The organism is Salmonella sp. SAL4457 (assembly GCF_046548235.1).
Taxonomy (GTDB): domain Bacteria; phylum Pseudomonadota; class Gammaproteobacteria; order Enterobacterales; family Enterobacteriaceae; genus Salmonella; species Salmonella enterica.
The window spans coordinates 202,648-215,075 of sequence record NZ_JBGDZO010000007.1 but is presented as its reverse complement, the minus strand read 5'-3'; the positions used below and the strand labels follow the sequence as shown (position 1 = coordinate 215,075).

The window sequence follows — 12,428 nt, the reverse complement described above, 5'->3', positions numbered from 1 at the left end:
CTGCACGACCCACCAATGTAAAAAAGCGCCCTAAAGGCGCTTTTTTGCTATCTGCGATATGGAAGATTCGAACCTGCAGCAGGTTCGGGTCTTGCCTGATGCGCTGCGCTTATCAGGCCTACAGACGACACCGCCGCGTAGGCCGGATAAGACGTTAGTCGCCATCCGGCACAGACATCATACCGTCAACGCCGCCACCAGTTTCTCCAGTGCTGGCGTTGCCTGCTGCTGGTCATACACAATATACAAATCCGCCGGAATACGTTCCTCTAACGGACGGAACACCACACCCGGCCAGCTCATTTGCGCATAGCCATCAGCCATCAACGTAATCCCGATCCCCATACTGATCATCGCCAACACCGTTTGCGGCTCAACCACTTCCCGAATAATCATTGGCGAGAAACCCGCCTGTTGGCATACACGTTGTAAAAATCCCCAATCAGAATGTACGGAAGGCAACGTAACAAAATATTCATTGCGCAACGCCGACAGCGGCACAGAATCTCTGGATGCCAGATCGTGATCTTCCGGAACTGCAACCATGAATGCAGATTCATGCAAACGTATGCTGGTAAAACCGACTGCTGGTTCGATAGCCATACGCCAGATCCCTGCATCAAGTTCCCGACGCTCTAACAACGCCATTTGCATACCTGGAGACTTTTCGCGAAAAAGTACTTCAACATTGGGATTTGCTTTCAAAAAGTGACGCATCGCAGGACGCATTCTTCCCCACAGCGCCGTACCAACCACACCCAGTTCAATGCGCCCCGCTTCACCGCGACCAATCTGCTCCACTCGCGCCAGCGCCTGATTTGCATTGGCTAACAAGCGACGTGACTCCTCCATTAAAACTTTCCCGGCATGGGTTAATGCAACGCTGCGGGAATGACGAATAAACAGCAATGTACCCAGTTGCTGTTCAAGTTCTTTGATATGGATACTCAAGGGAGGTTGTGACATATTTAACCGGGCAGCAGCCCGGCCAAAATGCAATTCTTCTGCAACAGCGAGGAAATAACGTAATAGCTTTAGATCAATACGATGGGCTCGTTCCATCACTATCGCACTCCAGGAATAAGGGATAACGTCTGGAATTTACCATATTACCTAGTAAAAAATAGATTTAACGACAAGATACCCAATATACATAAATACAATAGATAATACCCCGGGTAAAACATTTGGTGCGGGAATAGGTATACGGCATAAAGTAAAAAATGCGCCAATACCAAATCCAATACCGGAGGAGAGAATAATTTCTTTCATGCTGTGTCCTTGTTCATAAAAATGGACTGGCGAACATCCTCTCGCCAGTCAAATAAAATTAATGTGCTAATGATTTGGTCGACAGTTTTTCTGGATGGTGCTGATATTTAAAGAACAATGCAAAAATAACGGCCAATGCCAGAGCGTAGGCGGCAAAGACCAGCCAGATGGTTTGCCAATCTTTTACGCCATCAATAGAAAAATAATCCACGGCCATACCGCTTAAAAGAGACCCAATCCACGCCCCCACGCCGTTAACCATGGTCATAAACAACCCCTGCGCGCTGGCGCGAATACTTGAGTCCACCTCCTGCTCTACAAATACTGACCCTGAGATGTTGAAGAAATCAAATGCGCAGCCATAAACAATCATCGACAGCAGCAGTAGCACAAAGCCAAACGGGGATGGATCGCCAAAGGCAAAGAAGCCGAAACGCAGCATCCACGCCAGCATACTCATCAGCATTACCGTTTTAATACCAAAGCGTTTAAGGAAGAACGGAATGGTGAGGATAAAGCCCACTTCCGCCATCTGCGAAACTGAAAGCAAGATAGAGGGATACTTCACCACAAAGCTGTCGGCAAACTCAGGATTACGGGCAAAATCATGCAGGAACGGATTACCGAAGACATTGGTAATTTGCAGCACCGCCCCCAACATCATCGCAAACAAAAAGAAGATTGCCATGCGTGGATTTTTAAACAGAACAAAAGCATCCAGTCCGAGCTTACTGGCAAGCGTGGTGTTCGCCTTCTTCTCGGCTACCGGAATTTTCGGTAACGTCAGCGCATACAGGGCCAGCAATAACGATGCGCCAGAAGCGATGTATAATTGCGCACTGCTCAGTTCCAGCCCCATCAGGCTCACCGTCCACATCGCAACAATAAAACCTATTGTGCCGAAAACGCGCACAGGCGGAAATGACGTTACCGGATCCTGACCTGCTTTCGCCAGACAGGAGTACGAAACGCTATTGGATAATGCAATCGTTGGCATATACGCCATCGCATTAACCAACATCACCCAGAACATCGTCTGGGGATCGGTAACGGTGGTGGCGTACAATAACGCCCCCGCGCAAACCAGATGGCAAAGCATATAGGCTCGCTCAGCGCGCAGCCATTTATCAGCAATGATCCCCATAATGCCCGGCATGATAATCGCTGCCAGTCCTTTTGAGCTGTAGACCATACCGACATTCGCGCCGGTAAAATCCAGAGTGTTGATCATGTAAGAGCCCAGGGTAACCAGCCAGCTCCCCCAGATAAAATATTGCAAGAACGACATGACTTTTAAGCGGGACGTAATACCCATTTTTTATTCCTTGCCGTGAGATAAAGCCCCAATACGGGGCCGTAGTCATTGTGTTTAGGCCAGCTTACGTAAAAAGCCGCAAATCAGATTTATAAAGTTCTGCCGGGAAAGTTCAGCCGCCGCCAGCGTTTGCGCATGGGAGAGTTTTACATCGCCCAGCCCTTCCGCCAGATTGGTGATCGCTGAGACGGCAACAACTTTGAGGCCACAATGACGTGCGCTAATCACCTCAGGGACAACGGACATTCCGACCACATCGCCGCCAATAATCTGCATCATGCGGATTTCTGCCGCCGTTTCGAAGTTCGGACCCGGATAAGAAACAAATACGCCTTCAGTGAGGGTGAATCCCTCCTCTGCCGCAACGGACTGAAGCATGGCGCGATAATCTGCGTCATAAGCATTAGCCAGCGAGAAGAAGCGATCGCCATAACGATCATCGTTTGGCCCCACCATCGGCGTACCGGGCATCGTATTAATGTGATCGCTAAGCGCAACCAGGCTACCCGGCCCCACTTCCGGACGCAGAGATCCTGCCGCATTGGTGCAGAACAACACTTCACAGCCCAGTAATTTCAACGTGCGAATGGCATCGGTCATCACCGCCATTCCACGCCCTTCATAAAAATGTCCGCGGCCTTTCATACAGGCCACCGGAACACCCGCCAGATGGCCGAGCACCAGTTCACCAGCATGGCCGTGTACGGTGCTGACGGGAAATCCCGGCAATTTCTCGTAAGAAATGGCTACCGCATCTTCGATTTGATCCGCCAGAGCACCCAACCCGGAGCCTAAAATAAACGCGACTCGCGGGGTAAATGCCGGTTTATGTGCATGAATAATATCAATACAATACTCAGGATTATGAGAAAAAAGAGCGTGAGGCATAAGTTTCCTTGTTCTATCGGATTTAATTTGACTCCTTTTTATAACGACCATCGCCCCTTGCTGACCAATACACTTTTCACGTGTCATCAATAGCCATTTAATATCGATAGATTTAGATCGCTTCTGTATTAATACAGAGGGAAAACAGTATTGGTTTTTGCTTGCACTTCATATTAACAATATGCCGCTTTCATATTTATAAATTGCCTCTTTTTAATTAACCCATTAATAATTATCGGCATAGGGAAATATGCTATGAAAAAAATTCTTACTCTGACGCTTTCTTCTTTACTCATTATTCCCGCACTCACCCATGCGGAATTTAAAGGCGGGTTCGCCGATATCGGCCTCCATTACCTCGACTGGACATCAGACACCACGGAAAAAACCAGTAAAAAATCCCATAAAGATGATTTTGGGTACCTGGAACTGGAAGGCGGAGCGAATTTTAGCTGGGGAGAAATGTACGGGTTCTTCGACTGGGAAAATTTTTACAATGGCCGCCACGCTAAACCAGGCAGCGAACAGCGTTACACCTTTAAAAATACCAACCGTATTTATCTGGGCGATACAGGATTAAACCTCTATCTCCATGCCTACGGGACGTACGGTTCACCTCATCGCGCTAATTTCCATGATGACATGTTTCTCTATGGTTTAGGCTATAACTTCACAGGTAACGGTTACTGGTTTAAACCCTTCTTTGCCAAACGTTATACCGATCAGACCTACTACACAGGCGATAATGGTTATGTATTAGGTTGGGTGGCCGGCTATAGCTTCTCGTTGGGTAGTGAGAAATTCAGCGTAACGAACTGGAATGAGTATGAGTTTGACCGCGATGCGTCCTACGCTGCGGGCAATGGCGGGAAAGATGGCATTAATGGCGCAGTAGCGCTGTGGTGGAATGCGACTCCTCACCTGACCGCAGGAGTACAATATCGTTACGCTGATAATAAGTTAGGAGAATCCTTCCTGCAGGATGGCATTATTTATTCCATCAAATACCTGTTTTAACACACAGCCCTGTCAAAAATGGCAGGGCAAGACCGCACCTCACACACGGACAGATAGATATTTATAGCTGATACAGCGGATCTTTCGCCCTCGCGGCGGTTAATTCGCTGGCCTGAGTACGCACCACGTCCCACAACGCCTGCGCCGCCGTGGAGAGCGATCGGTTTTTTCGCCGCGCCAGCATGAGCTGCCTTTCAACTACGGGCGTCAGCCGTTTAACCTGTAAGTGGCTGCCCTGCGGGAGCGGTAACGCCAGCGCGGGCAGCACGCTGATGCCGATTCCCGCTTCCACCATTGGAAAAAGCGTGGCCGGGTGACCAATCTCCTGAACAATATTGGCATCAATCGAAAAATGGGCCAGCGCCGCATCAATCAGCGGTCGACTGCCGGAAGCATAATCCTGTAAGACCAGCGACGCCTGTTTAAGATCCTGTCAGCTTACCCATTCCTGATGCGCCAGCGGATGATCCTGGCGACACAACAGTAAAAAAGGCTCTGATAAGATGGCTTCACACTGTAAATCCACCGCTGCGCCGGGATCGATAACGATGCCAAAATCCACTTCACCCTGGCGGATGCTCTCCAGCACCCACTGCTGCGGACGATCGTGCAATACAAAATCAATAGCGGGATAAAGTGAATTACTTTGGGCAATGCATTGCGGAATAAGATGCGCAGAAATGGTTTGGCTCGCGGCAACGCGCACGGTGCCGGTTAATTGTGTCCCTACTCTGCCTGCATCGCGCAGTATGCTGTTCAGTTCATCAAGCACCCGCTCCAGACGCGTCGCCAGTTGTTGCCCCGCCTCGGTCAGCACCACCTCACGCGTAGTGCGATCCAGCAGTCTGACGCCGGTTTGCCGCTCCAGCTCTTTTACGCTATGACTGACCGCAGACTGGCTCAGTCCAATCCTGTCCCCTGCCCGACTGAAACTTTTGGCTTGGGCGACGGTAATAAAAATACGCAGTTGACGCAGTGAATAGTTCATCGACTAGATTCATATATAGATGCAATAAATCAATTTTATTTCTCAAAGCGAAAAACGCAAAATAGCTGCACCGACTTTCAGGAGTTTTTATGAAACTTTTTCGTATCCTTGACCCTTTCACGCTGACACTTATCACCGTGGTACTACTGGCCTCTTTTTTCCCGGCGGAAGGCGGCTTTGTGCCTGTCGTTGAAGGCATTACGACAGCGGCCATCGCTCTGCTGTTTTTTATGCATGGCGCGAAGCTTTCGCGTGAAGCGATCATCGCTGGCGGCAGCCACTGGCGGTTGCATCTGTGGGTCATGTGCAGCACTTTTGTGCTCTTTCCTGTCCTCGGCGTACTGTTTGCCTGGTGGGCGCCTGTCAATGTCGACCCTATGCTCTACAGCGGCTTTCTGTATCTGTGCATTTTGCCTGCCACCGTGCAGTCGGCGATTGCGTTTACTTCACTCGCGGGCGGTAACGTCGCGGCCGCAGTGTGCTCAGCGTCTGCGTCCAGTCTGCTGGGCATTTTCCTGTCGCCGCTGCTGGTCGGTCTGGTAATGAATATTCATGGCGCGCAGGGCAGTCTGGAAGAGGTGGGCAAAATTATGCTGCAACTGCTGCTGCCTTTTGTGCTGGGACACCTGTCTCGCCCGTGGATCGGCAACTGGGTCGCGCGCAACAAAAAGTGGATCGCGAAAACAGATCAGACCTCTATTTTGCTGGTGGTCTACTCGGCGTTCAGCGAAGCGGTGGTCAACGGCATCTGGCACAAAGTCGGCTGGGGATCGTTGCTGTTTATCGTCGTGGTCAGCCTCATACTGTTGGCGATCGTCATCGCCATTAACGTCTTTGTCGCCCGTAAATGCGGCTTCAATAAAGCCGACGAAATCACTATCGTTTTCTGCGGTTCGAAAAAAAGCCTGGCCAACGGGATCCCGATGGCCAATATTCTGTTTCCGACGTCAGTGCTGGGTATGATGGTATTACCGCTGATGATCTTCCACCAGATCCAACTGATGGTCTGTGCGGGGCTGGCACGGCGCTACAAACGCCAGACCGAGAAGTTACAGGCGCAGCAGGAAAGCCGCGCCGCGAAAGCTTAAAGCGGGCGTTTCAGGGGCTGCACCAGTTGCGTCAGCCCCTCGGTTTTAATCAGCAGCGTGATTTGCATCAACTCCCCCAGTTTACCCGCCGGAAACTGATCTTTACGGGCAAACCACAGCAAATACTCTTCCGGAAGGTCGATCAATCGACGTCCCTGATATTTGCCGAACGGCATCACGGTGTTGGCGATTTCAACCAGCTGCTCTTTTTCCATCTCAGGCACCCAGTAAGCGGATCATTTCCGCTTCATCAATCACGGTAATACCCAGTTCCTGCGCTTTTGCCAGTTTGGAACCCGCCGCTTCACCGGCAATCACCAGATCGGTTTTCTTCGATACGCTGCCTGCTACTTTCGCGCCCAGCGCCACTAAACGCGCTTTAGCGTCATCGCGGGACATCTGGCTCAGGCTACCGGTTAGTACCACGGTTTTACCGGCAAATGGGCTATCGATCTCTTGCACATTAATGACTACCGGCGCGGGCCAGTGAACCCCTTCCGCCAGTAGCTGCCCAATCACATCACGATTACTCTCTTCGGCAAAAAAGTTAAAGACGTGCGTAGCGACCACAATCCCCACGTCAGGTACTTTCTGCAACTCGTCAATGGTGGCGGCCTGCAGCGCCTCCAGCGTGCCGAAATAAGCCGCCAGCCCCGCCGCCGTCGCTTCACCCACTTCACGGATGCCCAGCGCATAGAGAAAACGCGCAAAGGTCGTCGCTTTGGCTTTTTCCAGCGCGTTAACAACATTTTGCGCGGACTTTGGCCCCATTCGGTCCAGGCCGGTCAGTTTACCCGCCGTCAGACGGAACAGATCCGCTGGCGTATGGACATACTCCCTTTCCACCAGTTGGTCGATGATCTTATCGCCCATCCCGTCTACATCCATTGCCCGGCGCGACACAAAATGTTTTAGCGACTCTTTACGCTGCGCGCCGCAAATCAGCCCGCCGGTACAACGGGTAACGGCTTCGCCTTCGACGCGCTCTACGTCCGATCCGCACACCGGACAGTGCGTTGGAAACGCAATCGGACGCGTCTCTTCAGGGCGTTCGGACAGAACCACGTTGACCACCTGAGGGATCACATCGCCTGCCCGACGGATAACCACCTTATCGCCAATGCGCAAGCCAAGTCGCTCAATTTCATCGGCATTATGCAACGTGGCATTGCTGACCAGCACACCAGCCACCTGAACCGGTTCCAGACGCGCCACCGGCGTAATCGCCCCGGTGCGCCCGACCTGAAACTCAACATCGCGCACAAAAGTCATCTGCTCCTGAGCAGGAAATTTAAACGCCACCGCCCAGCGCGGCGCACGGGCCACAAAGCCCAATTGTTCCTGCAAAGCCAGCGAGTTGACCTTAATCACCACGCCGTCGATATCAAAACCGAGCGTAGGGCGATCTTTTTCGACGTTGTGATAAAAATCCAGTACCGCCTGGGGAGAATCGCACAGCGTCACGCGATCGCTGACCGGTAACCCCCACGCTTTAAATTGCAGCAAACGTCCCAGATGCGTATCCGGCAACTCGCCGCCTTCCAGAATACCGACGCCGTAGCAGAAAAATGTTAGCGGTCGCTTCGCCGTAATACGCGGATCGAGCTGACGCAGCGAGCCCGCCGCCGCGTTACGCGGGTTAGCAAACACTTTGCCGCCAGTGCGGCGCGCGTCTTCATTGATCTTTTCAAACCCGGCCTGCGGTAAAAATACCTCTCCGCGAACTTCAAGACGCGCCGGAATGTTATCGCCGTGCAGCTTTAACGGAATGGCGCGAATCGTGCGCACGTTTGAAGTGATATCTTCACCGGTGGTGCCGTCGCCACGCGTCGCAGCGCTCACCAGCACGCCGTTTTCATACAGAATGCTGACCGCCAGGCCATCCAGTTTTAGCTCGCAGCACCAGATGACATTTTCCGTGCTTTTTAGACGATCCTGCACTCGCTTGTTAAACGCCAGGAAGCTTTCTTCATCAAATACGTTATCGAGCGACAGCATCGGTACTTCATGGCGAATCTGGTTGAATGCCGTCAGCGGCGCCGCGCCAACGCGCTGCGTGGGCGAATCCGGCGTGATAAGGTCCGGACGTTGCGCCTCCAGCTCTCGCAGTTCCCGCATCAGGCGGTCATATTCGGCGTCGGGAATCTCTGGCGCATCCATCACATGATACAGATATTCATGATGGCGAAGCGTGGTTCGCAGTTCTGTCAGTTGTTGTTCGATTGGTTCCATATCACACCATCAATGATAAAAAACCCCCGACAGGCGGGGGTTACGTTAAAAATGTCACACCTGCGTTAACCTCAGGCGTTAGCGTCCATCACCTCGCGGATGCGGTCCTGATATTCGCGCAGTTTCTGCGGCGTCATCATCCGACGCTGGTCATCCAGCACGACGCCGCCGACCTCATCAGCGATATGCTGCGCGGATTGCAGCATCAGCTTGAAGTTCTGCAGCGCATCGCCGTAAGACGGTACCTGCATAAAGATAGTGACGCCAGGCGTAGTGAAGTCCGTCATTTCAGGATCGAACGTTCCCGGATTGACCATATTCGCCAGACTGAACAAGGCCGGGCCGCTGCCGTCCGGGCTCAAATGACGATGGAAAATATTCATATCGCCAAATTTAAAGCCTGACTGCTGAATACTGTTCAGTAACACTTCACCATTAAGCTCGCTGCCATGATGGGCCGCGACGTTCATAATGATGACCGCCTCTTTACGCTGCGGTTTTTCCACAACCGGCGCTTCTTCCACTACCGGTTCCGCCTCAACCACAGGTTCCGCAGGCTGGAAGGTTTGCGCTGATGGCGGCGGCGCGGGCTGCGCAACAGGCTGCGGCGCTTGCGACGGCGGTGCAGGCTGCTGTTGCGGCGGCTGTACCGGCGGCGCAGATGGCTGAACCTGCTGAGGCTGAGGCGCAGGTTGGACCGGTTGCTGAACCGGCTGTTGCATCGGCGCTTGCGGCTGCGGCGGCGCCGCTGGACGCGGTTGCGCAGACGCATAAGGCGGCTGGTACTGGTGTTGCGGCGACTGACGAGGGGCATCATGCTCCTGCGACTGGCCGGGGGCATGATTTACGCGGTGAACACGAACTTCACCCACGCCTTCGTCTTCTTCGACATCGTCGTCATACGAGTCGTCGTCGCGTTTCGATTTCATGCGTTTTAGTGGACGATCGCGGAACATAGAAGATCGTTCTTTACGGCTGGTCCAGAAACCATGTACCAGTAAAGCGATTATGGCGATCGCGCCAACAATGATTAATATCAGACGCAAATCCTGCATCATTATATTCTCTGTTGTTCTAACACCTTGCCACCACGGCAAACATTTACTCACTAAGAGTATTTGCCGATTACGTCAAGTGCAAGTGTACTGTTGGCTTTCGCAGCATAAAGATGAAGGAAAATGTGCTTTTTGCTGTTTTTTCGAACATTTCCGAACTATCCACCGTCTGATAACCGGGTAAGATATCCCACGTTTACCCAGGGCTTTAAGAAAAAGGAGTATGTCCTGAATATGGTTTCATCATCCACAACCGTACCACGTAGCGGCGTCTATTATTTCTCGCAAGGATGGAAGTTAGTCACCCTACCGGGAATCCGCCGCTTTGTTATTTTACCTCTGCTGGTCAACATCGTGCTGATGGGCGGCGCATTTTGGTGGCTGTTTACCCAGCTTGACGCCTGGATACCTTCGTTGATGAGTCATGTGCCGGACTGGCTGCAATGGCTGAGCTATCTGCTGTGGCCGATTGCAGTTATCTCTGTTCTGTTGGTCTTTGGCTATTTTTTCTCTACCCTCGCCAACTGGATCGCCGCGCCGTTTAACGGCCTTTTAGCCGAACAGCTTGAGGCGCGGTTAACCGGCGCCACGCCGCCAGATACCGGCATACTCGGCATCATGAAAGATGTACCGCGCATTATGAAACGTGAATGGCAAAAGCTGGCGTGGTATCTGCCGCGTGCTATTGTGCTGCTGGTTCTCTATTTTATTCCTGGCATTGGCCAAACCATCGCGCCGGTGCTGTGGTTTTTGTTCAGCGCCTGGATGCTGGCGATCCAGTATTGCGACTACCCGTTCGATAACCACAAAGTGCCGTTTAAAACGATGCGCGCCGCGTTGCGCACGCAGAAGGTGGCGAATATGCAATTTGGCGCGCTCACCAGCCTCTTTACGATGATTCCGGTGCTTAACCTTTTCATTATGCCTGTCGCCGTCTGTGGCGCGACGGCAATGTGGGTTGATTGCTGGCGTGCTAAGCACGCGTTATGGAAATAACGTAAAAATGTATAAATAAGAGATGGCTTAGAGCCTATCCCACCAGGCGTTATTGGCGCAGCCAGTTTGGACACGGACAGCGCGCAAAAACCGGAGCGTACACGTAGTACGTGAGGATTTTGAGCACTGCCCAGGTCCAAAATGGCAAGTAAAATAGCCCTAATGGGATAAGCTCTTATGCTGTCTCTTATTCCATACTGATAACCATTATTCCCCATCAGCATATAGATATGCGAAATCCTTACTTCCCCATATCTGGCTGGAAGGTATGCTGGGAAGGTATCCCAATTTCATACAGTTAAGGACAGGCCATGAGTAAGATTTATGAAGATAACTCGCTGACTATCGGTCATACGCCGCTGGTTCGACTGAACCGTATCGGTAATGGACGCATTCTGGCGAAGGTGGAGTCGCGCAACCCGAGCTTCAGCGTCAAGTGCCGTATCGGCGCCAATATGATTTGGGATGCCGAAAAGCGTGGCGTACTGAAACCTGGCGTGGAACTGGTGGAGCCGACCAGCGGCAACACCGGTATTGCGCTGGCGTATGTCGCCGCCGCGCGCGGTTACAAACTCACCCTGACCATGCCGGAAACCATGAGCATTGAACGCCGCAAGCTACTCAAAGCATTAGGCGCGAATCTGGTGCTGACCGAAGGGGCGAAAGGGATGAAAGGCGCTATTCAGAAAGCCGAAGAAATTGTCGCCAGCGATCCGCAAAAATATCTCCTGCTCCAGCAGTTCAGCAACCCTGCCAACCCGGAAATCCATGAAAAAACCACCGGCCCGGAAATCTGGGAAGACACCGATGGTCAGGTGGATGTGTTTATCTCCGGCGTCGGCACTGGCGGTACGTTAACCGGCGTCACGCGTTATATCAAAGGGACGAAGGGTAAAACCGATCTTATCACCGTTGCGGTAGAACCCACTGACTCCCCGGTTATCGCCCAGGCGCTGGCTGGTGAAGAGATCAAACCGGGCCCGCATAAAATTCAGGGTATCGGCGCAGGCTTCATCCCGGGCAACCTGGATCTGAAACTGATTGATAAAGTGGTTGGCATCACCAATGAAGAAGCCATTTCTACCGCGCGCCGTCTGATGGAAGAGGAAGGTATTCTGGCAGGAATTTCTTCCGGCGCCGCGGTTGCTGCAGCGCTTAAGCTGCAGGAAGATGAAAGCTTTACCAATAAGAATATTGTGGTTATCCTACCCTCATCAGGTGAGCGTTATCTGAGCACCGCGTTGTTCGCCGATCTCTTTACTGAGAAAGAACTGCAACAGTGATGCCAGCATGTTAAAAACGCGTAAAAAAGCACCTTTTTGGGTGCTTTTTTGTGGCCTGCTTCAAACTTTCACCTCACCTGGCATTGATTCACCCTGCCGGAACTGGTATTTAACCAGACTAATTATTTTGATGCGCGAAATTAATCGTTACAGGAAAAGCGTTAGCTGAATCGATTTTATGATTTGGTTCAACTCTTCCTTTCGCGGCATAATGTTTAATGACGAGCGAAACGTCAGCGGCCATAAGTTGCCAGCAACGGATTGCGTAGAACACCTTTTGTGTCGCGTCCCGTT

11 protein-coding genes and 1 pseudogene are annotated in these 12,428 nt (G+C 51.9%); 4 read left to right on the top strand and 8 right to left on the bottom strand.

Features of this window, described 5'->3' with window-relative positions; all coding sequences use genetic code 11:
• Positions 1 to 177: 177 nt before the first annotated feature.
• Genes ACLJNW_RS20155 through xapA form a run of 4 tightly spaced genes read right to left on the bottom strand, consistent with a single transcriptional unit; the run spans position 178 to position 3,475 of the window.
• Positions 178 to 1,062: a LysR family transcriptional regulator gene (locus ACLJNW_RS20155; protein ID WP_000438886.1), complete on the bottom strand. Its 885-nt coding sequence runs from the start codon at positions 1,060 to 1,062 to the stop codon at positions 178 to 180.
• Positions 1,063 to 1,113: 51 nt separating this feature from the next.
• Positions 1,114 to 1,272: a XapX domain-containing protein gene (locus tag ACLJNW_RS20150; RefSeq protein WP_000658727.1), complete on the bottom strand. Its 159-nt coding sequence runs from the start codon at positions 1,270 to 1,272 to the stop codon at positions 1,114 to 1,116.
• Positions 1,273 to 1,330: 58 nt separating this feature from the next.
• The gene (locus ACLJNW_RS20145) at positions 1,331 to 2,587 is read right to left on the bottom strand and encodes a nucleoside permease (RefSeq protein ID WP_024154778.1); all 1,257 of its coding nucleotides are present in this window, start codon (positions 2,585 to 2,587) and stop codon (positions 1,331 to 1,333) included.
• A 54-nt stretch (positions 2,588 to 2,641) separates the two neighbouring features.
• Positions 2,642 to 3,475 (bottom strand): xanthosine phosphorylase, encoded by an 834-nt coding sequence (gene xapA, locus ACLJNW_RS20140; protein WP_001119750.1) that lies wholly within the window; start codon positions 3,473 to 3,475, stop codon positions 2,642 to 2,644.
• A 255-nt stretch (positions 3,476 to 3,730) separates the two neighbouring features.
• On the opposite strand from xapA, the gene ACLJNW_RS20135 reads away from it, so the two are divergent.
• Positions 3,731 to 4,492: an outer membrane protein gene (locus ACLJNW_RS20135; protein WP_000722926.1), complete on the top strand. Its 762-nt coding sequence runs from the start codon at positions 3,731 to 3,733 to the stop codon at positions 4,490 to 4,492.
• A 61-nt stretch (positions 4,493 to 4,553) separates the two neighbouring features.
• Here the strand turns inward: ACLJNW_RS20135 and ACLJNW_RS20130 are convergent.
• Positions 4,554 to 5,480 (bottom strand): annotated as a pseudogene (locus tag ACLJNW_RS20130) (LysR family transcriptional regulator).
• Between the two features lie 89 nt (positions 5,481 to 5,569).
• Here ACLJNW_RS20130 and ACLJNW_RS20125 point away from each other — a divergent pair.
• Positions 5,570 to 6,568, top strand: a complete 999-nt coding sequence (locus ACLJNW_RS20125; protein WP_000765569.1) for a bile acid:sodium symporter family protein — start codon at positions 5,570 to 5,572, stop codon at positions 6,566 to 6,568.
• On the opposite strand, the gene ACLJNW_RS20120 is transcribed toward ACLJNW_RS20125, so the two are convergent.
• From ACLJNW_RS20120 to zipA, 3 genes are all read right to left on the bottom strand, one after another.
• A complete protein-coding gene (locus tag ACLJNW_RS20120; RefSeq protein WP_001519708.1) occupies positions 6,565 to 6,783 on the bottom strand; it encodes a DUF3820 family protein in 219 nt (72 codons plus the stop codon). The two genes, ACLJNW_RS20125 and ACLJNW_RS20120, sit on opposite strands and share 4 nt — an antisense overlap.
• A 1-nt stretch (position 6,784) precedes the next feature.
• On the bottom strand, positions 6,785 to 8,800 hold the full coding sequence (gene ligA / locus ACLJNW_RS20115) for an NAD-dependent DNA ligase LigA (protein ID WP_023203835.1): 2,016 nt from the start codon (positions 8,798 to 8,800) through the stop codon (positions 6,785 to 6,787).
• Positions 8,801 to 8,871: 71 nt separating this feature from the next.
• Positions 8,872 to 9,858, bottom strand: coding sequence for a cell division protein ZipA (zipA, locus tag ACLJNW_RS20110; protein WP_000983126.1), 987 nt, complete (start codon positions 9,856 to 9,858; stop codon positions 8,872 to 8,874).
• 231 nt (positions 9,859 to 10,089) lie between these two features.
• Between zipA and cysZ the strand changes: the two genes are divergently transcribed.
• Both cysZ and cysK read left to right on the top strand, forming a co-directional pair.
• On the top strand, positions 10,090 to 10,851 hold the full coding sequence (gene cysZ, locus ACLJNW_RS20105; protein WP_000255008.1) for a sulfate transporter CysZ: 762 nt from the start codon (positions 10,090 to 10,092) through the stop codon (positions 10,849 to 10,851).
• Between the two features lie 311 nt (positions 10,852 to 11,162).
• A complete protein-coding gene (gene cysK / locus ACLJNW_RS20100; RefSeq protein WP_000036904.1) occupies positions 11,163 to 12,134 on the top strand; it encodes a cysteine synthase A in 972 nt (323 codons plus the stop codon).
• Positions 12,135 to 12,428: the final 294 nt, after the last annotated feature.

Excerpts from the sequence above, each read along its gene's own strand:
- ACLJNW_RS20155 (WP_000438886.1), bottom strand. The coding sequence starts at position 1,062 with ATGGAACGAGCCCATCGTATTGATCTAAAGCTATTACGTTATTTCCTC.
- ACLJNW_RS20150 (WP_000658727.1), bottom strand. The coding sequence starts at position 1,272 with ATGAAAGAAATTATTCTCTCCTCCGGTATTGGATTTGGTATTGGCGCA.
- ACLJNW_RS20145 (WP_024154778.1), bottom strand. The coding sequence starts at position 2,587 with ATGGGTATTACGTCCCGCTTAAAAGTCATGTCGTTCTTGCAATATTTT.
- xapA (WP_001119750.1), bottom strand. The coding sequence starts at position 3,475 with ATGCCTCACGCTCTTTTTTCTCATAATCCTGAGTATTGTATTGATATT.
- ACLJNW_RS20135 (WP_000722926.1), top strand. The coding sequence starts at position 3,731 with ATGAAAAAAATTCTTACTCTGACGCTTTCTTCTTTACTCATTATTCCC.
- ACLJNW_RS20125 (WP_000765569.1), top strand. The coding sequence starts at position 5,570 with ATGAAACTTTTTCGTATCCTTGACCCTTTCACGCTGACACTTATCACC.
- ACLJNW_RS20120 (WP_001519708.1), bottom strand. The coding sequence starts at position 6,783 with ATGGAAAAAGAGCAGCTGGTTGAAATCGCCAACACCGTGATGCCGTTC.
- ligA (WP_023203835.1), bottom strand. The coding sequence starts at position 8,800 with ATGGAACCAATCGAACAACAACTGACAGAACTGCGAACCACGCTTCGC.
- zipA (WP_000983126.1), bottom strand. The coding sequence starts at position 9,858 with ATGATGCAGGATTTGCGTCTGATATTAATCATTGTTGGCGCGATCGCC.
- cysZ (WP_000255008.1), top strand. The coding sequence starts at position 10,090 with ATGGTTTCATCATCCACAACCGTACCACGTAGCGGCGTCTATTATTTC.
- cysK (WP_000036904.1), top strand. The coding sequence starts at position 11,163 with ATGAGTAAGATTTATGAAGATAACTCGCTGACTATCGGTCATACGCCG.